We start from the raw sequence: 22667 nt of genomic DNA on the forward strand, positions 1-22667 counted from the left end.
TGTGAAAATTAATTGAATAAAATCTCCTTGCTTAATTAAGCAGGATCCACTAAAAATAATGGCTGATCGTACTCAACAGGGGTCGCGTTTTCAACAAGTACTTTTACAATTTTACCTGAAACTTCTGATTCAATTTCATTGAAAAGCTTCATGGCTTCAACAATGCAAACGGTATCACCAGCTTTTACGCTATCACCTACATTCACAAATGACGGAGACTCAGGATTTGGTGTTCTGTAGAAAGTACCAATCATTGGTGACTTGATTTCTACATATTTAGAATCATCACCACCTGAAGCAGCTTCTTTGCTTTCAGCAGGCTTGCTTTCGCTTTGTGCCGGAGCAGCCGCAGGTGCAGGAGCAGGGCTTGGTGCAGCAGGAGCTGCCTGAACCACTTGCTTAACTTCTGATTGTTTTTTTACCTTGATTTTAAACTCTTCTGTTTCAATGTTTACCTCGTCTAAACCTGACTTTGAGATAAAGTTTATTAAGTCCTGAATTTCTTTTGCTTTCATTTGTGTATTGTTTAAATGTGTGAGGCACAAATGGAATTTATCCCTCCGATTGCTATCGGGTTTTTGGGATTCATTTCATAGCCTTATGGTTTATTGTCGGTTTTTAATCGTTAAAAAATTATTTCTTTATACGCTCAGCGTATGATCTGGTACGGGTGTCTACTTTTATCCACTCATCCTGATCAATAAATAAAGGTACCTTTATTTCAGCACCTGTTTCTACTGTTGCAGGTTTAGTAGCGTTTGTAGCTGTATCACCTTTTAAGCCTGGCTCGGTATAAGTTACCTGCATTTCAACAAAGGGAGGTAGCTCACAGCTTAAAGGCTTTTCTGTTTCCGCATGGAATAAAATCTCAACTTCTTGTCCTTCCTTGAAAAGATCAACATTGTCAATCATCTCTTCAGGGATAGAAATTTGTTCAAAGGTGTTGGTATCCATAAAGTGCATACCAATATCATCCTTATATAAGAACTGTTGAGGTCTTCTTTCCACACGCGCTGTGGTTACTTTATGACCGGCAGTAAAAGTGTTATCGAGCACTTTTCCTGTTGTTAAACTTTTCAATTTTGTTCTCACGAAAGCAGGACCTTTGCCTGGTTTCACGTGCTGAAATTCTGTAATGACGAATAGGTCATTATTATATTCGATACAAAGTCCGTTTCTGAAATCTGAAGTATCTGCCATTTTATTTTATAGAATAATTAAGAATCATAAGCCCATTTGATGTATATAGAACCCCATGTGAAGCCCCCACCAAATGCAGCTAAAACAATATTATCACCTTTTTTCATTTGCTTTTCATACTCCCACAAGCAAAGAGGAATAGTACCACTGGTGGTATTTCCATACTTATGGATGTTAAGCATAACTTTATCAGAACTAACGCCCATTCTATTGGCCGTAGCATCAATAATTCTCTTATTGGCCTGATGCGGAACTAACCAAGCAACATCATCAGCTACCAAGTTGTTTTTCTCCATTATCTCAGCAGCCACTTCTGCCATATTAGTAACGGCAAATTTAAACACCTGGCTACCTTCCTGGTAAACATAGTGCTCTCTTGCTGCTAAAGTTTCAGGAGAAGCGGGCCTTCTGCTACCGCCTGCCTTCATATGAAGAAAAGGCTCACCTGAACCATCAGAACGTAAAATACTATCAACTACACCATAACCTTCTTCATTTGGCTCAAGCATTATGGCGCCACCACCATCACCAAAAATAATACAGGTTTGTCTATCTTGATAATCTATTATTGATGACATCTTATCTGCACCAACTACAATTACCTTCTTGTATTTACCAGTTTCAATAAATTGTGATCCTGTAGCTACAGCATATAAAAAACCTGAGCAGGCCGCTTGTAAATCATAACTAAAGGCATTGGTAGCCCCTACATTATTTGATATGATATTTGCTGTTGCCGGGAAAAGCATATCAGCCGTTGTGGTAGCGCAAATAATTAAATCTACTTCTTTAGGATCGGTATTGGTTTTCTCTAACAAGCCTTTAACAGCCTGAGTACCAATTACTGAAGTTCCCTGATCTTCTCCCTTTAAAATTCTTCTTTCTTTTATACCGGTTCTCGAGGTGATCCATTCGTCATTGGTATCAACCATCGTTTCCAGCTCTTTGTTGGTGAGCACGTAATCAGGAACCCATCCGTGTACTCCTGTTATAGCGGCTGTGATTTTATTCATAGTGTATTTAATGGCTATTCAATCTTTTCAGATGCTAATATATGTATTATTGCACTTTTGCCCGACAAAATCAATAGAATTTGCAAGCTGATGATTAGTTGTGCCGATTAGCAGATCATGAAATTAGTAGGTATGCCGAGTATTAAATGTTATAAACAAAAAAAGCTTTGCTAAGAGCAAAGCTTTATATCTGATTTGGTATTAATTAAACCAATACTTCTTTTTCCATTACTACATTACCTTTGTAGTAAAGTTTACCCTCATGCCAATGAGCTCTGTGTGGTAAATGCTGCTCGCCAGTTGTTGGGCAAGTTGCCAATAATTTTGCAGTTCCTTTTTTGTGTGTTCTTCTTTTATCTCTTCTGCTTTTCGAGATTTTTCTTTTAGGATGCGCCATTGTATTTCTATTTAATTCTTATTTCTCGTTTTTTAAATTCTTTAAAGCAGCCCATCTCGGATCTACTTCGTCTTCTTCTATATTATCTTCTTCGCTTTCAAACTCCTCATCAATATAATAATACTGATTGTGTTCTTCATCTTCCTGCAACTCTTCAGGATGAATCCTCTTCAAAGGAATCTCTAAAGCGATGGTTTCATATATAAAATGTGATACATTGATCACTTGTGTGTTTTTGGTGATTATAAAAACGTTGTCTTCTAACTCTGCTTCTTCCTCACCATATTTATAGAGAACTTTTTTCTCTACATCAACAGTATGTTTAAAATCTCTTAAACTTCTGTCACAAACTAAATCAATATAGCCTTTGAACTCAATGTTAGCCTCAATAAGGTTTTCTCTTTTGTCAAGATTAATTGTTACATCAATCTTTCCATGCTCGACTATATCGCCTTCGAAATGTTCGAAAAACGCATCTGAAACCTCATATTCATAAACATGTAGCTTATTACTGAGCTTGTATATTTGAATATCAAATTCCTTCAACATATCAATCCCTTCCGAATTAAGACCGCAAAGATAAATAATTTATTTTAATCTGCTAAACTGAATTAAGAATATTCTTTACGGTTTTTAATGATGTCCAGCGCCAGAAACAAGGCCTGTCGCATAGAAGTTTCATCTGCCTCGTTTTTTCCGCAAAGATCGTAGGCTGTTCCATGGTCAGGAGAAGTTCTTACAAAGGGTAAACCTGCAGTGTAATTCACTCCATTAGCAAAAGCCAGTGTTTTGAAAGGGATCAAACCCTGATCGTGATACATGGCTAGTATACCATCAAACTTTTTGAAAGTACCATTTCCGAAGAAACCATCAGAAGGGAAGGGGCCATACACCAGCTTGCCTTTTTCTTTCCACTCATTTACAAGTGGTTTGATAATTTCATCATCTTCATTGCCTATAACACCATTATCACCTGCATGAGGGTTTAGGCCTAACAAGGCAATTTTTGGTTTGGAAATGCCAAAGTCAACTCTTAACGAGCGCTCCATAATGGCTAGCTTGCTTTCAATCTTTTCCTTAGTAATCTGCTGACTTACTTCCTTTATAGGAATGTGGCCTGTTACTACTCCAACTCTCAAACTACCATCAACTAATAGCATGAGGCTGTCTTTGGCTTTTGCAGTTTGTGCTAAATATTCAGTATGACCCGCAAACTTAAATTCATCAGATTGTATAGTGTGTTTATTAATAGGAGCCGTCACAATAGCATCTACCCTTTTCTCAATAGCATCTTCAGTAGCTTGTTTGATGCTCTGGAAGGCATATTTACCTACTTCTTTATCCGCTTCACCCATTGTAATGTTAACCGTTTCATCCCAAAGGTTAAGCACATTGAGTTTACGTTGATCTAAGTCTTCAAGCTTTTTTAATTGGAAGTAATTAAAATCCCTTATGTTCAGCGCTTTTCTATAGTACGAGAGAACTTTTCCGGAACCATAAACCACAGGTGTCATCATCTTAAGCACCCTGCTATCTTCTAATGATTTAATGATAACTTCAGGGGCAATGCTATTAACATCTCCTATGGTGATGGCTACTACTGGTTTTTTTTCTTCTTCCATAATTGAAAACTAAAGAAATATTAGGGCTATTAGTGAAATTAAAATACTTAAATTCTGTGCAATTTAGTTTTTTTTTATCTGCTTTGAAAAATGAATCAAGTAAGGGCCAAAAAACATCTGGGACAACACTTTTTGAAAGATCAGCAAATTGCTGACAAAATTGTAAAAGCTTTAACTGGTCATAACAATTACAAAAAGTTAATTGAGATTGGGCCTGGTACAGGTGTTTTAACAGATATCTTAATAGAAGATAATCAGTATGATGCGTTATTCTGGGATGTTGATAGAGATTCCATAGCTTATTTAAATGAGAAGCACCCATCCCAAACAGATAGGTTTATTTTAGCTGACTTTTTACATCAACGTTTAGAAGAATATTTTAAAGAGCCTTTCGGTGTAATCGGTAATTTTCCTTACAATATTTCATCTCAAATTTTCTTTAAGGTACTCGATTATCGGCATCAAATACCTGAGGTAGTCGGTATGATACAGAAAGAGGTGGCTGAAAGAATTGCTGCGCCTCCGGGAAGCAAAACATATGGTATTTTAAGCGTGTTGTTACAAGCCTATTATAAGGTTGAGTATTTATTCTCAGTGCCACCCAATGTTTTCAACCCACCACCTAAGGTGACCTCGGGTGTAATAAGATTAATAAGGAATGATGTGCAGCAATTGGACTGTGACGAGAAGTTATTTTTTAGGGTTGTAAAGCAAGGTTTTAATAATAGGCGAAAGACCTTACGAAATGCACTTAAACCTTTGGGTTTAGCAGATGAGGTAAAGGAATTACCTATTTTAAACCAAAGAGCAGAACAGTTAGGTGTTGATGATTTTGTTGAATTAACTAAAGCAATTAGTAGTGGAAACAATTAACCAGTTTGAACTTTCCAGAGAATATGTTGATAGACTTCAGCAGGCTATAGATGAGCACGATAAACGTTTTATCGTTTCCACTTTGCAAGGAGTAAATCCTGCCGATATATCTACTCTTTTACTTGAGTTCTCTACAGAAGATTCAAAATATGTGCTGGATATTTTGGATAATGAAACCAGTGCAGAAGTAATCAATGACCTTGATGAGGATATTCGTGCAAAATTTCTGAAGAATTTTGAGAGCGCTGAAATTGCTACTATGCTCAATGAGCTAGATTCTGATGATGCAGTGGATATTATCAATGAGCTTCCTCTGAAGGATAGGGAAGAGGTAATCGCCTCGCTCGATAATAGGGAGAAAGCAGATAATATTCTTGACCTGTTGAGGTATGAAGAAGATGTAGCAGGTGGTTTGATGGCCAAGGAGCTGATCAAGGTAAATGAAAATTGGTCGGTAAAGCAGTGCATTGAAGAGATCAGGCGACAAGCTGAAAATGTTGAAAAGATTTACTCAGTTTACGTTGTAAGTGACACGAATAAGCTGATAGGTAGAGTGTCATTAAAGCGCATCATTCTGGCAGATGACCATATACAGGTAAAGGAGCTTTATGAAGATGATGTAATTGCTGTTGAAACTTATATGGATGAGGTGGATGTAGCCGAAATTATGCGTAAGTATGACTTGGAATCCGTGCCTGTGGTGAATGTGCAAGGTAAGCTGATGGGTCGAATTACCATTGATGATATCGTAGATGTAATTACAGAATTAGCCGAAGAAGAACGTCAAATGATGGCTGGTATCTCAGAAGATGTAGAGGAAGATGACAGCGTATGGATGCTAACAAGAGCTCGTTTGCCTTGGCTAATCATTGGTATGTTTGGTGGCTTGCTAGGCGCCCAGTTTATTGGAGTATTTGAGAAGGATATTTTGTTGGTTCCTGCCATGGCTTTCTTTATTCCACTGATTACAGCAACAGGAGGAAACGTTGGTATACAATCATCATCGATTGTGCTACAAAGTTTAGCAAGCAAATCAGTTTTTGATAACTCATTTGTTAAAAGGATGACTAAAGTAATTCTTGTAGCACTACTGAATGGTATAGTTATAGCTGGTATTGTAATGGGAATGAATCTTATTTTAGGTCAGGATTTAACTTTAGCGCTTGTTGTATCTATCGCATTATTCGGAGTAGTATTAATAGCTTCATTAATGGGAACTATCACCCCCCTTATTCTTGATAGATTTGGTATTAATCCGGCAATAGCGTCTGGTCCATTTATTACTACAGCCAATGACTTGTTAGGTCTTTTGGTATACTTCTCTGTAGCCCATTTGTTGTATTCAAATCTGTAAGTACCAAATTAAATGAAGATTCTAATCATTGATAAAATGCATGATTCCATCCTTCCATTATTGGAAGCGATTGGGTGCCGCGCAGATTACAAACCTGAGATAGATCGCAACCTTATTCTTAGCATCATCTCATCGTACGATGGGATTATCGTTAGAAGCAAAACACCTATGGATGCTGAATTTTTGGAGCGTGCTCAACATTTGAAATTTGTTGCTCGGGCCGGGGCAGGTATTGATAATGTGGATATGGAGGCTATGAGTAAATATGGTATTCAATTACTCAATGCTCCGGAGGGTAACAGAGATGCTGTTGCCGAGCATACCCTGGCCATGTTACTTTCTTTGATGAATAAACTTCACTTGGCAAATCAGCAGGTAAGAAACAGAGTATGGGATAGAGAAGGTAATAGAGGATATGAGTTGATGGGCAAAACTGTGGGACTATTAGGTTTCGGTTATATGGGACAGGCTGTGGCAAAAAGGCTTAGCAGTTTCGGATGTCGCATATTAGCTTTTGATATTTTTCCACAAAAACATGCTTATGAGGATGTAGAGATTGTCGATTTTGATGTTTTTAAGAGAGACACTGAAATTTTAAGTATTCATATTCCTTTAAACACTGAAAACAAATTGCTTATCAATACAGATTATTTATCACAGTTTCCTAAATTACAATATGTGGTAAATACCTCGAGAGGAGAAGTGCTTAAACTATCAGATATGGTAGCAATGCTGAAAGATGGAAGGCTTAAGGGGGCAGCTTTAGATGTTTTGGAGAACGAAAAATTAGCGCAGCTTAATAACGATGAAGACAAGGTGTTCGGTGAATTGATTTCATTAGATAATGTTATTTTAAGTCCTCATGTTGCTGGCTGGACTTTCGAGTCCTACGAAAAGATAAATCAGGTATTGGTAGAAAAAATTAAAAATATTGTGTGAATTTTAATGTAATTTAAGGTCAAAGTGCTAAACTCGTCCTCCGATAGCACAGTATTTTAATTGTAATTTTTTGAAATTTTATGAAAGAGTGGAGAGCTAAAATTGAAGAGCGTTTTAAAAGGATAATCGAGAAGCCGATTTTAACTTCTTTTATGGTGCTTATTTTGCTTTCTGTATTAGTGCTAGGCTTAAGCGCACCCTACTATTTGGCAAACTTTAAGGATTTCTTCAAAGAGGTGTTGGCGGAAGCGCATGGTATGCTTTTCGATATTGCTATCATCGGTATTTTAATCTTCTGGTTAAATGCCAACGGTGAAAAGCAGCTACGTATTAAAATGTACAAAGATGAAATTGATGATTTCCGTCAGTGGGAATCTGAGGAGGCAGCCTTTAGAACAGTTGGTAATATTAAAAGATTAAACAGGCATAATATATCTAATATTAACCTGGTTAATTGCCATTTAACAAAAACTAACCTTAATCAGGTAATGCTTAATGGCTCGAATCTTAACTCAGCCAATTTAAGTCATTGTAACGCAATAGAGTGTGACTTTTCAGACGCACGGGCCAATCAAACTAATTTTGAAAATGCCAAGATGAACCAGGCGATTTTCAACACGGCCTATGCCAGTGGTGCCAATTTTAAAGATGCGTTTTTGATTAAGGCTCAGTTTAATAAAGCATTCTTAATTAAGGCTAATTTCACGAACGCTTATTTAATGGAAGCAGATTTAAGAGATTGCCATTTGACAGGTGCTATTTTTGATGAGGCCAGTCTTTACAAAGCAGATTTACGAGGAGTAGAGGGGCTTACCGCGGAGCAACTTAAGAACGTTAAAACCTTATACCTCGCTAAGCTTGACGATGATATTTTAAGGGAAATTCAAGAAAATTATCCAGATATTTTAGGCAAGTAGCGTAACCTTAATTGCTTGCTTTCGATTACTGAATGCAGTATATTTGTATTCGAAATAAGAAAAATCGGATAAAACGGCTCATGCGAATTGTGCCGTTTTTTATTTATAAATAATTCAACTTTTTAGATAATGAGTAAGGTATCATATTACACAGAAGAAGGTTTGCAAAAAATGAAGGATGAGCTTCATGAATTAAAAACCAAAGGAAGAGCTCAGGCATCGGCTGATATCGCTGAAGCGAGAGACAAAGGAGATTTAAGTGAAAATGCAGAATATGATGCTGCAAAGGATGCTCAAGGATTACTTGAGATGAAAATAGCCAAACTTGAGACGGTTGTGGCTAACGCCAGAGTGATTAAAGAATCAGATGTTGATACTTCTAAAGTAGGTTTATTAACCAAGGTGAAAATTAAAAACCTTAAAAACAGCATGGAAGTAACTTACACAATGGTTTCAGAAGAGGAGGCTAATTTGAAGGAAGGAAAGGTATCAATCAAATCACCAATTGGCAAAGGCTTATTAGGAAAGAAAGTAGGTGAGAAAGCAGAAGTGGAAGCACCTGTTGGCAAAATGGAGTTTGAAGTATTAGACATCAGTTTATAAAAAAGCATTATGGCAAGCATATTCACCAAAATTATTAATAGAGAGATTCCAGGGCATATAGTGGCAGAAAATGACGATTATATCGCCTTTTTGGATATTAATCCGTTAGTAATGGGGCATGTGCTTGTTGTACCAAAGCAAGAAGTAGATTATATTTTTGACTTGTCCGATGAGGTTTATTCAGGTCTGCATCTTTTCGCTAAGCAAGTGGCAATTGCACTTAAAGCAAGTATTAACTGCGTAAGAATAGGGACAGCGGTAATTGGCCTTGAAGTGCCTCATGTTCATATTCATTTAGTACCCATGAATAGCATGAACGACATCAATTTCAGCAAGCCAAAGCTTAACCCTTCGCAAGATGAGTTAGCCTCTATGGCCGAAAAAATCAAATCTAATATTTAAGATTAATTATTAACGAGTTTTATTCCGTCATCTGACTGAGTAAAGCTTGCTTTAGACATAGTTTTTAATTCTAACAGAAGCATCCAATAATAAGGGATGCTTCTGTGTTTATACTGCAACAGACGATTCTTCCCTGTCAATTTCTTCCAGAAAAGAGCTGACCCTGTAAACGGATTTCCCTTAAACCAGGCATAGGTTTTTATATCATTTTCGAAATCCTCTAAGTCGATTTCAAATGCTATTTGCTCATTTAGTCTTATGAGAGAGGTCAGCAGGATAATTTGATCTACAGACGATTCGGCAATTTTTAGCTGAAAGTAGAGGTCATCGATTATAATTTCTCGTAATTGACTGATTTCTTGGTAATATCCTGCCTCCAGTAACCTTGCTAAATGATATAGAATAACAGTAGTGCTCTGGTAATGTGGTGAAACCAAATGTGGTTTCGTATCATGTAGTTCCTCTTGAATCACAGAATTGATAAAACTTAAAGAGGCTTTCGCAATACTATCTGGCTTTCTTTCAAGCTTTGCACCTAACAGCATTACGTTTGAAATTACACAGATGTCTAAATCCTGCTTCATTTTATTGGCAAACCAGGTTCTGTAGGCTTTACTATTCTGATACTGTTTTAGCGTTGACTTAACATGCTGATGCTTTAAACTTTGTTCATTTATCAACTTGAAAAGGTGATTAAAGAGATCAAATTCATCTAATAGACTCAGATAGATGATGGCCGTATCGTCTAAATCATCTGGTAACAGGTTGTTGGAAAATAGGGGGGCTGCCGGAAAAGGCATTTCCGGATTTGTTTGGTAGAAATTATAGGTTACGCCTCCATTTCTGTTACTATAAAATGGATATGCTTGCTTAGCTTTTAGAATAATGTTCTCTGCCTTTTGTTTGTCCTTTGCATTGAAGTAGGGTATAAGCTCTTGTAAACTGTATGCAATTAGTGCGGTAAAGAAAACATTGTTGTCTTCAGGAAAGTACTTGCCATTCTTCCTGATTAGTTGTGTTCTAAAAAGCCCATTTTTGTAAAGTTCATCTTCTTCAACTTGATGTTTCTGCAATGTATCTAGAATGGATATATCTTGAGCTTTCCCCATTTGCGAGGCAAGACAAAATGAAGCTATAAGAAAAAGAATTTTTACTTTAGTTTTAACCATATTGCGGTTTTGAAGTGCTACCTAACTCACAAAACATATTGTGCTAATAATTGCTGTACTTCATATACATTTACTGATTTATTAAACTTCTTTGTAATACTAGGGTGCTGCTCGCTGCTTATCCAAATTTTCAGTTCTGCATCCAAGTCAAATGTACCTGCTGTTTCGATGCTAAATCGAGAAATGCTTTTATAACCCACACTCTTATATTCAGTTTTTTTACCTGAAAACCCCTGTTTGTCTACAAGTATGAGTCGCTTATTGGTGAAAATGAATGTATCTCGAAACAATTTGAAACCCAGCTCTATTTTTTCTTCTTGTATTAACAACTGAGCATATTCTTTAGCTAATTGTTCTGATGTTACTGTTCCGGCATTGCCCAGAAGTGATGATAAAAGTCCCATAGTTTAGTTGAAATTTAAGTTTCATTAAAGCATGAATATACAAACCGTAAACAGAATACATACACTAGAAGCTAATATTAAACTGTCATATCTGCACAGTTTTGCCGATATGGCGCAAAAGCTACCTATTTGACAGTAGCCAATAATCACTCAATATATTTTTTAAATTTTTTGAAATAAGCATATAGGGCAAAATAGTAGTTAATAAAGGGTGTATGAAATCAATTGAGCTACTTTTTTTAAACAAAACTGCATCAATCTTGCTTTTTAATAAGTAAGATTTATTGAATTAAACTAGAACAGATAGACTGTTTATTTAAGTAAAACCAAACAATTAAACATGAAAGTATTAGTAATTGGCGCAGGAAATATGGGGTTAGCATATGCTAAAGCACTCATTAAATCTGAATACCTGAAAAGTGAAAACTTGATGATTTCAGATACTGATGCCAAAAAAACTGAAGAGTTAAAAAAGATTAGTCGTTTTGACGTATTTACAAATTTAGAGGATTGTTTGCCTCACGCAGATATTATTTTCTTTGCGGTAAAACCTTATCACACAGAGGATTTATTTAAAGAAATTAGACACCTCATGCAGCCTGATCAAATTGTTATCTCAATTATGGCAGGTGTAACTATTCAAACAATGCAAGATGGTTTGGGAATCAGAAAGGTAGTAAGAGCCATGCCTAACTTACCGGCTCAGGTAGGTAAAGGATTAACATCTTTTACAGCCTCTGACGAAGTATCCAGATTAGAGTTGTCAACAGTTGAGAACTTATTGAGCACTACCGGTAAATCAGTAAGGCTTGATACTGAAAATGATATTGATGCCTCAACTGGTATTTCTGGTAGTGGACCAGCTTATGTATTCTATTTTATGCAGTCAATGATGGACGCAGCTAAAAAAATGGGCTTCTCCGATCATGACTCAAAAGTATTGGTTAGTCAGACGTTTGAAGGGGCAATTGAATTGTTCAATAAGTCTGATTTATCTCCAGAATCATGGATGAAACGAGTAGCATCTAAAGGTGGTACTACACGTGCAGCGCTTGATTCAATGGATGACAATAATGTGAAGGATCAAATTGAAGAAGCTGCCTACGCTGCTTTTAACAGAGCAGTTGAGTTAGGTGGTAATGACTCTGACTCAGACAATGAATAACATGGAAAGTAAGCAATACGAGAAAGTAGTAGTTGTTAAGGTTGGTACCAATGTAATGACCAATAAGGATAACCGCATTGTGGTGCCTATTTTGAAAAGATTGGTAGACCAAATTGCACGACTGTATGAAGATGACGTAATGACTGTACTTATTTCTTCAGGTTCAGTGATTGCCGGTATGGAAGTGCTTGATGAAAATACCATTACTGATAAAACTGTAAGAAGACAGGTTTATTCTGCAGTGGGTCAGCCAAGGATGATGCGCCATTATTATAGCATTTTCCATGATTATGGAATGCGTTGTGCGCAAGTTCTTGCAACTAAGAGAGATTTTGACCCAGGGCCTCACAGAGATAATATGGTAAACTGTTACACTGGTTTATTGAGCCAAGGTATAGTGCCAATCGCTAATGAGGATGATGCAGTTTCTTTATCAATGTCAATGTTTACTGATAATGATCAGTTGGCTAGCTTGGTAGCGGAATTGGTAAATGCAGATACCCTAATCCTTTTAACAGATACAGATGGAATTTATGATGGTCATCCAGATCATGATGAATCTGAAGTGATTAGAACTGTAACAACCGATCAGGAGGTTGAGCAGTTTGTACAATCATCTGATAAAAAAGAAGGTGAAGGTAGAGGAGGAATGGAGTCCAAAATAGGTGTAGCTAAGGCAGCTGCTCAAAAGGATATCACCACATTTATTGCCAATGGTAAGCGCGAAAATGTCATTGTAGACATCGTTAATGGTAAAGATGTAGGTACCAGAATATACAAGGAGGATTAATTTAAATCTTCCTGCATAAGTTAAAAGCTTGTGTTTTTAATAAACATTAACTCAAAATTGAAATATTAGAAACTATATGAAGCTATTAAATACAGAAATAAAAAACGCTGTTCTTGAAAGTATGATTAAGTACTTGGATCAAGACAGAGATGCCATCATCGCAGCTAACAAAAAAGATTTGGAAGCTTTTGATCGTGATGATCAGGCATTATATGATCGACTAGTAGTTGATAATGCTAAAGTTGATGATATGATTCGTGCTGTTCGTGAAGTGAAAGATCAGAAAGATCCTGTAGGAGGTGTAATTAGTGATGATACCTTAGCCAATGGCCTGCGCATCATTAATAAAACGGCTCCATTTGGTACGATCATGATTATTTATGAGTCAAGGCCAGATGTGACTATTGAAGCGGCCGTACTTGCCTTTAAGGCAAATAACAAGATTTTATTAAAAGGTGGTAAAGAAGCCCATGCTAGTAATGAAGAATTAGTGAAATGCTGGCATAAAGCTTTGGCTGATCATGGCTTGGGTGAAGAGTGGATTCAATACCTTAAAATGGATCGACCAACTACGCAGGAGTTTTTAAGAAACCCTGACCAACCATTAGATTTGATTGTACCACGCGGTGGCGAAAGATTAATTCAGTTTGTTAAGGAGCATGCCAAGTGTGCTGTATTGGTAAGTGGTAGAGGTAACAACTTTGCCTACATCGCACCTGATGCTGATATGGAAAAAGTGATTCCGGTAATCGTTAATGCCAAAACCGATAAAATATCTGGATGCAACGCACTAGATAAAATTCTTGTCGATAAAAACCATCCAAATTACAGTCAGGTTATCACAACAGTTGAATCTATACTTAGTGAAAAAGGGGTTGAAATTTTAGGAACTGATGATACGCTGAAAGATTTAAATACATCAGAGAAAATTGATTCTGAAGATGTATGGTATGAGGAGTTCCTAGCTATGAAAGCTGTTATTGGAGCAGTAGATGGATTAGATGGGGCGATTGAGTTTATTAACAAATACTCGGGTGGTCACTCTAATATTATCTTAACAGAGACAAAAGATGATGCTGATGCTTTTATGCAGCAAATAGATAGTGCTGCTGTTTATCATAATGCCTCAACCAGATTTACTGATGGTGGTCAAATGGGTGTAGGAGCAGAGCTAGCTATTAGTACAGATAAACTACACCATAGAGGTCCTTTAGGATTGAAGCAGTTAGTAACTAACAAATATTACGTACATGGCGAAGGCCAAATAAGAAAATAATTATTTACTAACTATAATAAAAAAACCTCAACAGTGAGAACTGTTGAGGTTTTTTTGTGCTTTCTATGGCATATCTTAAGACCTTCTTCTTCCTGATTTAGCTTTCACACGGGAACGTCCCCCTGTTCTAGAGCCGCCACCTTTTATGCCGCCACTTCTTCTAGGGCTTTTGCCGGAATCACTTTTACGTTTTCTTGAACCGCCACCACTTCTTGGGCCACCACCTGCTTTAGGCTCGGCTGAAACTGTGCGTCCATCAAAATTACTTCCGTTAAGCGCATCTAATACAGTTTGCTCATGCTTGGCTTCTACCTCTAAAAAGCTAAAGCTTCTTTGCACATCAATCTTGCCGAAGATTACACCTTTTGACATTTCAGGAAGGTTATTCATGAAACCTAATAAAGTCCCCGATGTCAAATGATCTTTCTCTCCAATGTTTAAGAATAGCTTTTTGAAGTCACCATCTTTTCTGCCTCTTCCGCTGTCATCTCGTCCGGCCTTAGCAGAAGCATTGATATCATCGGAGTTTTTATAGTAGCTCAGAATTTTGTTGAATTCCATAGAAACAAACTTCATAATTAAAGCTTCTCTATCTAAGTCATCAAGTTGCTCTGAAATACTTGGTAAATATTTAGCAAGCTGCTGCGTGTCAATTTCAGTAGATTTTACCTTATTGATGTATGCTTCAAGCTGTATTTTGGTAACATCCTCACCAGAAGGTATTTCACTTTTAGTAAATGATTTGCCTAATACTTTCTCTAGTTGCTTTATTTTATTAGTATCTCTCGGGCCTATGATGGCAATTGAGATACCTGCTCTTCCTGCTCTACCAGTTCTACCACTACGGTGAGTGTAAGTCTCCAATTCATCAGGAATGTTATAGTTAATAACGTGAGTAATGTCATTTACATCTAAGCCTCTTGCTGCCACATCTGTAGCTACCAACATTTGAAGATGTCTTTTTCTATACCTGCCCATTACAGCATCACGTTGTGCCTGAGATAAATCACCATGCAAACAATCTGCATTATAACCATCAGAAACGAGCTGATCAGAAATCTCTTGAGTTTCTCTACGGGTACGACAAAAAATGATAGCATAAATGTTTGGGTTCATGTCAGCTATACGCTTCAATGCCAAGTATTTATTTTTACCATTCACTACATAATAGAAATGTTCTACTTTGTCAGCTCCCTGGTTTTTCTTTCCTGATGAAATTTCCTCAGGATCGTTCATGTAATTGTTAGAGATTCTCAGTACCTCTTTTGACATGGTTGCTGAGAATAATAAGGTTTGTCTCTCGTCTGGCGTATGAGATAAGATGAAATCTAAATCATCTTTAAAGCCCATGTTAAGCATCTCATCAGCTTCATCAAGCACTACCCACTCAATATCTTCAAGCTTAAGTTTCTTACGCTTGATCAAATCAACTACTCTACCAGGAGTACCTACTACAATTTGGGCACCTCTATTAAGTTGCTTAATCTGTGTTTCAATACTTGCTCCACCATAAACAGGCACTACATCTAGTTTAGTAGTGTATTTAGTGAAAGCGTCAAAATCATTAGCAATCTGAATGGCCAATTCTCTTGTAGGACACAAAATTAAAGCTTGTGTCTTTTTAGAGTCGCTATCAATCTGATTGATAACCGGTAGACCAAAAGCAGCAGTTTTACCTGATCCTGTTTGAGCCAAAGCAATAAGATCTTGCTTGGTGTTTAATAAATGAGGGATTGTTTTTTCTTGAATTGCCGTAGGCGCTTCAAAACCAATTTCGGCAATAGCACGGAGTATCTCCGGCTTAAGCCCAGTTTCTTCGAATGTAAGCATTTGTATGTTTATAAATTTATAAACCCAAAGCTTAACTCACGAACTTTTCGACTAGCCTCGGGCCTATTTCCGATGCAAAGGTACGTTAAGTATTTGGATATATTGCAAGTCCTGAAAAATAAGGTGAATATTCTGCATAAATATGTATTCCCTTATTTTTCAGGAGCTTATATGAGGGTAAGTATTAGAAATTGATTACAATTCCTATAGATGGCAGAACGGAGCCGTCAGCATTAGTATCAACGCGAACTAAGTTTTTAGGACTTACCACCTCGCCCTGATCGTTTCTTTCTAATCCGAATTGTGGTTCTGAAGGTTGCTGTTGCGCCAGTACATTTTGAATATCTAGAAACAGATCAAGACTGAAATTCTTAAAACTCCATTTCTTGTCTATTCGGATATCCAATTGACTAAAACCACCTAATCTGACATCACCTAATCGTGAATAATCTCTTATGATAGCTGGATAGTTATTAAGAGTTGCCTGTTGATCAACAGGAGGATAGGGAGAACCACCTAAATAACGATAGCGTCCACTTACTTCCCAGTTGTTTCCAAATTTGTAGCCTCCCAGTAAAGAAACCAATACGCCATTGTCCCATACGGCAGGCGCATAATTTGCATCATCTCCGGCTGAGAATTCACTTTTGTATAAAGTTAATGCGGCAATACTGTAAAAGTTTCCGGTAAATTTTTGCTGATAGAGAAGTTCAGCACCATATGTTCTTCCAAGACCGTTGCTCACCACAGGTTCACTACCCAGCACTTCGAAACCTCCACCTTTATTAGCTAAAGAAACACTGTCAATAGTAGAAACAGGATAGTCAGAATAATATTTAAAGAAGCCTTCTAATGTTAGGCGCGAAGATTTTGTCAACAGATATTCAAGTCCTGCCACTAAATGCTCACTTCTGATGTACTCTGTATTTTCATTAATGTACTCACCAGCATTGTTTTTATAGCCCAAAGTGGTGTAGGGTAATATTTTATAATACCTACCTGCTGAAGCATTTGCTGTAAGCTTTTTGTCTGCAGTAAGATCATAGGTTATAGAAGCTCGGGGGCTAATAGTTTTATATATTTCATTGCCATTTTTAGTAAAGCTATTTCCATCAGCTCGAAGCCCTACAGTTAGCCCCATTCTGTTATTGAGTAATCGAGTAGAGGTTTGGGCAAATAAGCCATACCTGAACAAATTTAGATCGGTTCCGAAAGTAACATTATTAACAAGATCCTCGGTGGTGTTTTGGTAATCTGCGTTGATTAAATCTAAACCATAAGTTGTGGTCCAGTCGCCATTAAATTTGGTTAGATTATAACGTAATCTGGTTTCCATTTCTTCAGAATCATTCTTGAAGATCAGACCGGTTTCATTTACGTTATCTTCAAATCTCTGAAATTGGTTATTCAGATAGTTGTTGCTCAAAACAGTGAGCATGTATCCTGAATTATCTTTAAATCGGCTTTTCCAACCTATTCCAAGGGTGTTACTTCTTTGACGAATGACAGGTATTTGATCTTGTACGGCTTGCTGCTCTGCATCAAACTCGTCTAACTCATTAATAGCTAAATCATCTATCGATCCAACTCCAGTGACGTAGATATCATTGTACTTATCAATTTTATGGTTCACTTTGTATTGATAGTCCCAGTAATCAGGCAGAAAAGGTAGACCAATTACACCAAACAAGAGTTGTAGGTATGATCTTCTAACTGATGCGATATAAGTTGTATTGGCACTTTCTTTACTGCCTTTGAAAAGCGGTCCTTCTACCGTAAGGGCAGCCTCACTGGAACTCAAGCGAAAATTACCTGCAAAATTCTGATCATCTCCCGTGCGCTGGTCAAATTGTAAAACTCCTGAGAGAACGTTGCCATACTGGGCTCCAAAGGAACTGGCAGAAAGCGTAACTCCTTCAAAGAATGAAACATTTAATAACCCTACGGGCCCGCCTGCACTTCCTTGTGTAGAAAAGTGATTGATGTTTGGGATTTCAACACCATCAAGAAAATAAACATTTTCATTAGGTGCTCCACCACGGATAATAACATCATTTCTGAAGCCACCTACTGAGCCAGATACACCTGGTAAGGTTTGCACTACCTTTGCTATGTCGTTATTTCCGCCTGGGTAAGATACAATTTCTTCTTGGCTGAGTTTTTGACGTGAAAGAGGGGTTATTTCTGATTGTCTGAAAGGATTAGCCGTTACAACAACTTCACCCATTTGTTCTACATCTTCTTGCAATTCAAAATTTATATCAATGTTACCGGTGGAGCGGATTACAACATTGTATTTTGTTTGAGTTACATAACCAATAAAGGAACATTGAATATTATAAGACCCTACTTCAATGTCTTTTATAGTGTAATTTCCTTCTAAATTAGTGGAGGCACCTGTGGAAGTACCTTCTAATACAACTGTAGCTCCTATTAAAGGCTCTCCGGTTTTTGAATCTGTTACGGTTCCTTTAAGAGTACCAGTATTTTGAGCCGAAAGCCTGCTTGATAAACTAATTAGCAATATGCTTAAAACAAACAATGATAGTTTTTTCATTTCTTTGTTACATTATGTTTAGGGTTGACTCAACAAAAATAAAATATTATTGTTATATATTTATAACAAAATTGTTATTTTAATAAAAAAATTGGAATGGATAATATCATTCAGCTACTTAGGGACTATCAAGAATTCACAAATAAGCATGGAACTGATGATTTTGTTTTGTTCGGAGAAACTTTAAAACAAAAATACAGTCAACCTGATACTTATGAAACAAATGAGCCTACCGTAAATGAGGCAGGGCTTAATGTGATTGCTTCACATATTCTTGGTGGTTTAACAAGCTTTGTAGAAACCTGGATTAAATTATCTTATGAAGATTTACCCTTACTTTCATTAGGAGATTTTGGCATTATTAAAACCATAGAGATGATGCAGACTCCAAGTAAAAAGGAAGTAGCTGATAAACAAATAATGGAAAGAACCACCTGCATTGAATCAATGAAGCGTTTAATGAAGGCAGGTCTGCTGGAGGAATTAACCGATGATAAAGATAAAAGGATAAAAAGAGTAAAGCTTAGTAAGAATGGAAAGGCCTTAGTCCCTAAGATTGATCAACGGATGATGGCACTGAGTAATTTGCTAATGGGTAATCTTAGTGATATGGAAAAGAAATCGATGATCCCAATTCTGAAGAAATTAAGTAATTTTCATCATGACTTATATGCCAATAAAGATAAAGTGGATATTAAGGAATTGTATAATCTCCAGAACTAAGTAGAAATTGCCTCTTATGCGCATTTGTTTATTGCTTATCATCTTTATTATCCTGTATATTCCTGCAAGGGCACAAACGCTTGATTCTGTGAATTATCAAGAATTGCAAAAGAAGGTTGAACATGCCAGCCAGATGGCGATTAATTATCTCAAAACCTCTCAAAAACAGGAGAGCGACTCGCCAAGATATTTTAAAGGGGAGTGGGGTAGCATCATGGAAATGAATTTTTGGTTTCCTATTCTTGGTGGCTATCAACGGGCTTATGACTCTAATTGCTTTGCGGTGGCGGGTACTTATAATATTCTTGCACAGCTATATTTAGAGCATCCTGAGTATGAAGAAATTCCTGAAATGCTGAATTTGGCGTTTCCCAGAATAATGGCCTATGAGAGTGATGGTAGTTTTAATTTCTGGAATGCGTTGCCTCCCACCCATAAAATGAGAGTTATTTTTGAGCCAGACAATCCATTAGTTCGAAGACCTAACAATTTTAAACTTTCATTGAACTTCATCAGCAAAGCTGCTAATGTACCGAACGACAATGATGATACGGCTGCGGGCTATATGGCACTTTATTACCACAACAAAATATTCAAGAGTTCTATTCCTGATAGCTTGACTCAGTTTGGACAAATGGTTACCCAATACAGAGACCTTGACAGAAGAAACAGACATTGGTATAACGTTTTTCGATCTCACGGGTATGATATTGGTGCTTATCTTACTTGGCTGGCAGATGAACATGAATATTTAGGTAACTGGAATTTATTAAAGGATTATATACATGCACAGCTTTTTTATCTTCCGATTAGCAAGATGTATCCACATGCTTACAAACCTTATATCCCTTACGGGACCAATGATTTAGACCCTATTGTAAATACCAATGTGTTGAGTGCTTTCGAGTTGTTGAATATCGAAAATCCTAAAGGATTTAATGATGCCCTGGATTTTATTGAGAAGTGTGTAGCAAGAGAGGATTATGACTTTGCTGCTACCTATTATCCTAACAGATATCACATGCCCTACTATATCAGTAAATCATGGCAGTTGGGCGTAAAGGAGCTTGAGCGTGTAAAGCAGCCTATAGTAGATTTCTTATTGGAGAATCAACATGAGAATGGAAGCTGGTCTTCAAGAGATTTGATAAACGATCATGATACCTTGCAGTCAACCATTTATGCGCTCAATACTTATTTACATTTTGACATGTTAGATAATGAAAGGGTTAGAACATCCGCTTTTAAAGCACTCGAATATATTTTAAGTCATAAAATAAAAACCCTAAACGGTTACTATTGGAAGGGGGGCGTTTTCTTTGCAGGCGGAACAGTTGTGCGCCATATTTTACATTGGAAATCAGATGCTTTTACTACTGCGCTTACCTTGGAGGCATTGTTAGGGATGAAAGGTTATTTGGAGGAGAAAGACTCATTAAAGCACTTTAGTGAAGCTCAATTAATAGAATAAAATTTAGACCATAAAAGATAATTCATCTTATGACTTGAAGTCATAGGATGAATATAATGTTGACAAAAGCTAGTTATTGAGAGGAATAAGCAATTATTCTATTGTTGAATGACCACAATAAAAAAGCCGATGAATTACTACATCGGCTTTAAAAATTGTCAATTACTCTTTTAACCTTCAACAGGTTCTCTAAAGCCTACCCAGGTAAATCTTTTAATTACATATTCAGGGTTTGTTAAGGAAGCATTGCCTGAAGGATTGCCACCTGTAACATGGAAATCAGAGAAACCGGCATTTTGGTTTACATAAATACCACCTGTTAAGTTGAAGCTTACAGGAGTAGCTGATAAAGCCATTTTATCCATAATCATATTTTTGGTAGTGGCATCAGTAGTATAAGCACCGCAAGAAATTGCACCATGATTCTCTGCTAGTTCAGCAGCCATATTTACTGATTCTTCAGTATTCTTAGTCTTAATCAGTAAAACTATTGGACCGAATAATTCCTGTGTGAACTTATCCTTATCCTTAGTACTCATTTCTACAATTATTGGTGTTGCTGTTCTGGCTTCTTTAAACATTGGGTTGTCAATGCTTCTGCTTTCCAGCCAGATTTTGCCACCTAATTTCTTGGCTTCTTCAATGTGCCCAGTTGTATTTGGGTTCTGAATGGCACCCAACACAAAAGGACCTGCTTTAGGATTATCAACTAAGCCGTTAATGTTATCAGCTAGTTTTTGTGCAAAATCTTCGAAGCTCACTTTACCGTTAGGTGTGTTAATGCCCTCTTCAGGAATAAAGAAGTTCTGAGGACAGGTACACATCTGTCCGGAGTAAAGACAAACAGAGAAAGCAAGGTTTTGTGCTACCTTATCAATATTTTCAGCAGAATCAAGAATGATAGAATTTACTCCTGTCTTCTCAGTGAATACTGTTTTGTCAGCTAGTCCTTCAAGGTAACTTCCAAATTTAGAGCCACCTGTGTAGTCAATAAGTTTTACCGCCTTATGCTCAGCTAAATCTTTAGTGATCATTTTGCTGTAAGTATCTGGTGCCAGTTGACATACATTAGGATCGATGCCATTAGCTTTAAGTACTTTTTGAATTTCGGCTACTACAATCGCCATTGGAAGAATAGCTCCTGGATGTGGCTTTACGATACAAGTATTACCAGTTACCAAAGAAGAATAAAGTCCTGGTACTGAATTCCATGTAGGGAAGGTGCTACAACCAACTACCAGACTGATTCCTTTTGGTACAGCTCGCCAGCTTTTATTAAGCTTAATTTCGTATTTGCCCATCGGCTTGGTCCATGATTGATGCTCAGGGAAACGCTTTTGCTCTTCATAGCCCATCGCCAGAGATTCTAATGCCCTATCTGCCGCATGAGGGCCGGAAGCTTGAAATGCCATCATATAACCCTGACCAGTTGTATGCATTGTAGCGTAAGCATTTTCGAAAAAACGCTCTTTAAAACCATCAAGACTTTCTACCAAAACAGCAGCTCTTTCATCGACTGATAGGTTTCTCCACTGGCTCCATGCTTTTTGGCTTCTTTCTATAAGCGTGTCAGCACTGAAAGATGGATACAAGATTCCTAAAGCTTTGTTCAAGTATGGTGATTGCTCTTCACCAACCCATGCTTCAGGGTTTTCCTGTAAAAGGTCTTCAAATTTTTTATCTAAGCTGGCCTGAAATTTTTCTCTGCCATCCTTATCTGCATCTTCGCCATAAATTTTCGGAGAAGGATGTTCAGGGTAAGCCGCAAAAAAAGAACGGTCATGGATGGCTTCAACAGCCTTGTCAATAGTTTCTTTGTGTTTTTCGAATAAACTCATCAATGTTAAATTTTTGATCCTTTTAGAATGTTTGTTAGTAACAAGCTCTAAATGATGTAAGTTATCAACTAAAGTGTTTAATTTTTGATATTTTTGCAGCTTGTAAAATATGGCCTTTGCAATC

Annotated in this window: 22 protein-coding genes; 11 read left to right on the forward strand and 11 right to left on the reverse strand. The window is 37.1% G+C overall.

The genetic code is table 11. The annotated features are described in order from the left end of the window. Positions 1–35 precede the first annotated feature (35 nt). From accB to pdxA, 6 genes are all read right to left on the reverse strand, one after another. The gene (accB, locus tag JKP34_RS09205; protein WP_201920030.1) at positions 36–515 is read right to left on the reverse strand and encodes an acetyl-CoA carboxylase biotin carboxyl carrier protein; all 480 of its coding nucleotides are present in this window, start codon (positions 513–515) and stop codon (positions 36–38) included. 118 nt (positions 516–633) lie between these two features. Next, a complete protein-coding gene (efp, locus tag JKP34_RS09210; RefSeq protein WP_201920033.1) occupies positions 634–1200 on the reverse strand; it encodes an elongation factor P in 567 nt (188 codons plus the stop codon). A 17-nt stretch (positions 1201–1217) separates the two neighbouring features. Beyond that, complete coding sequence (locus JKP34_RS09215) at positions 1218–2213, reverse strand: beta-ketoacyl-ACP synthase III (RefSeq protein WP_201920036.1); 996 nt, start codon at positions 2211–2213, stop codon at positions 1218–1220. 205 nt (positions 2214–2418) lie between these two features. Then, entirely contained in the window at positions 2419–2610 is a 192-nt protein-coding gene (gene rpmF / locus JKP34_RS09220) for a 50S ribosomal protein L32 (protein ID WP_201920039.1), read from the reverse strand. An 18-nt stretch (positions 2611–2628) separates the two neighbouring features. Beyond that, positions 2629–3159 (reverse strand): YceD family protein, encoded by a 531-nt coding sequence (locus JKP34_RS09225; RefSeq protein WP_201920041.1) that lies wholly within the window; start codon positions 3157–3159, stop codon positions 2629–2631. Positions 3160–3221: 62 nt separating this feature from the next. Then, entirely contained in the window at positions 3222–4232 is a 1011-nt protein-coding gene (pdxA, locus tag JKP34_RS09230; RefSeq protein ID WP_201920044.1) for a 4-hydroxythreonine-4-phosphate dehydrogenase PdxA, read from the reverse strand. A 90-nt stretch (positions 4233–4322) separates the two neighbouring features. Here pdxA and rsmA point away from each other — a divergent pair, with 90 nt between their 5' ends. The 6 genes from rsmA (at position 4323) to JKP34_RS09260 (ending at position 9320) form a co-directional block, all read left to right on the forward strand. Further along, positions 4323–5105, forward strand: a complete 783-nt coding sequence (rsmA, locus tag JKP34_RS09235; RefSeq protein WP_201920047.1) for a 16S rRNA (adenine(1518)-N(6)/adenine(1519)-N(6))-dimethyltransferase RsmA — start codon at positions 4323–4325, stop codon at positions 5103–5105. After that, complete coding sequence (mgtE, locus tag JKP34_RS09240; RefSeq protein WP_201920049.1) at positions 5092–6459, forward strand: magnesium transporter; 1368 nt, start codon at positions 5092–5094, stop codon at positions 6457–6459. Before rsmA ends, mgtE begins: the two co-directional genes overlap by 14 nt. A gap of 12 nt (positions 6460–6471) precedes the next feature. Then, the gene (locus JKP34_RS09245) at positions 6472–7398 is read left to right on the forward strand and encodes an NAD(P)-dependent oxidoreductase (protein ID WP_201920052.1); all 927 of its coding nucleotides are present in this window, start codon (positions 6472–6474) and stop codon (positions 7396–7398) included. Positions 7399–7478: 80 nt separating this feature from the next. Then, positions 7479–8315, forward strand: a complete 837-nt coding sequence (locus tag JKP34_RS09250) for a pentapeptide repeat-containing protein (protein ID WP_201920055.1) — start codon at positions 7479–7481, stop codon at positions 8313–8315. 129 nt (positions 8316–8444) lie between these two features. After that, on the forward strand, positions 8445–8918 hold the full coding sequence (gene greA / locus JKP34_RS09255; RefSeq protein ID WP_201920058.1) for a transcription elongation factor GreA: 474 nt from the start codon (positions 8445–8447) through the stop codon (positions 8916–8918). A gap of 9 nt (positions 8919–8927) precedes the next feature. Next, positions 8928–9320 (forward strand): HIT family protein, encoded by a 393-nt coding sequence (locus JKP34_RS09260; RefSeq protein ID WP_201920062.1) that lies wholly within the window; start codon positions 8928–8930, stop codon positions 9318–9320. A 2-nt stretch (positions 9321–9322) separates the two neighbouring features. Here the strand turns inward: JKP34_RS09260 and JKP34_RS09265 are convergent, their stop codons facing one another. Together JKP34_RS09265 and JKP34_RS09270 are read right to left on the reverse strand one after the other, a co-directional pair. After that, the gene (locus JKP34_RS09265) at positions 9323–10489 is read right to left on the reverse strand and encodes a hypothetical protein (RefSeq protein WP_201920065.1); all 1167 of its coding nucleotides are present in this window, start codon (positions 10487–10489) and stop codon (positions 9323–9325) included. A gap of 26 nt (positions 10490–10515) precedes the next feature. Further along, entirely contained in the window at positions 10516–10893 is a 378-nt protein-coding gene (locus JKP34_RS09270) for a PH domain-containing protein (protein WP_201920068.1), read from the reverse strand. 340 nt (positions 10894–11233) lie between these two features. Between JKP34_RS09270 and proC the strand changes: the two genes are divergently transcribed. From proC to JKP34_RS09285, 3 genes are all read left to right on the forward strand, one after another. Beyond that, positions 11234–12058, forward strand: coding sequence for a pyrroline-5-carboxylate reductase (proC, locus tag JKP34_RS09275; RefSeq protein WP_201920071.1), 825 nt, complete (start codon positions 11234–11236; stop codon positions 12056–12058). 1 nt (position 12059) lies between these two features. Next, positions 12060–12848 (forward strand): glutamate 5-kinase, encoded by a 789-nt coding sequence (proB, locus tag JKP34_RS09280; RefSeq protein ID WP_236664954.1) that lies wholly within the window; start codon positions 12060–12062, stop codon positions 12846–12848. Positions 12849–12924: 76 nt separating this feature from the next. After that, positions 12925–14124 carry a glutamate-5-semialdehyde dehydrogenase gene (locus JKP34_RS09285; RefSeq protein ID WP_201920076.1) on the forward strand — a complete coding sequence of 400 codons (1200 nt, stop codon included), beginning with the start codon at positions 12925–12927 and terminating at the stop codon, positions 14122–14124. A gap of 75 nt (positions 14125–14199) precedes the next feature. On the opposite strand, the gene JKP34_RS09290 is transcribed toward JKP34_RS09285, so the two are convergent. Both JKP34_RS09290 and JKP34_RS09295 read right to left on the reverse strand, forming a co-directional pair. Further along, positions 14200–15954 carry a DEAD/DEAH box helicase gene (locus JKP34_RS09290; RefSeq protein ID WP_201920079.1) on the reverse strand — a complete coding sequence of 585 codons (1755 nt, stop codon included), beginning with the start codon at positions 15952–15954 and terminating at the stop codon, positions 14200–14202. 184 nt (positions 15955–16138) lie between these two features. Further along, complete coding sequence (locus JKP34_RS09295; RefSeq protein WP_201920082.1) at positions 16139–18511, reverse strand: TonB-dependent receptor; 2373 nt, start codon at positions 18509–18511, stop codon at positions 16139–16141. Between the two features lie 96 nt (positions 18512–18607). On the opposite strand from JKP34_RS09295, the gene JKP34_RS09300 reads away from it, so the two are divergent. Together JKP34_RS09300 and JKP34_RS09305 are read left to right on the forward strand one after the other, a co-directional pair. Continuing rightward, positions 18608–19234, forward strand: coding sequence for a MarR family winged helix-turn-helix transcriptional regulator (locus tag JKP34_RS09300; RefSeq protein ID WP_201920084.1), 627 nt, complete (start codon positions 18608–18610; stop codon positions 19232–19234). Positions 19235–19250: 16 nt separating this feature from the next. After that, positions 19251–20705 carry a prenyltransferase/squalene oxidase repeat-containing protein gene (locus tag JKP34_RS09305; protein WP_201920087.1) on the forward strand — a complete coding sequence of 485 codons (1455 nt, stop codon included), beginning with the start codon at positions 19251–19253 and terminating at the stop codon, positions 20703–20705. Positions 20706–20875: 170 nt separating this feature from the next. Here JKP34_RS09305 and paaN read toward each other — a convergent pair whose 3' ends face one another. After that, positions 20876–22543, reverse strand: a complete 1668-nt coding sequence (gene paaN, locus JKP34_RS09310) for a phenylacetic acid degradation protein PaaN (RefSeq protein ID WP_201920090.1) — start codon at positions 22541–22543, stop codon at positions 20876–20878. Between the last annotated feature and the right edge of the window lie 124 nt (positions 22544–22667).

Source organism: Marivirga atlantica (assembly GCF_016734805.1).
Taxonomy (GTDB): Bacteria; Bacteroidota; Bacteroidia; order Cytophagales; family Cyclobacteriaceae; genus Marivirga; species Marivirga atlantica.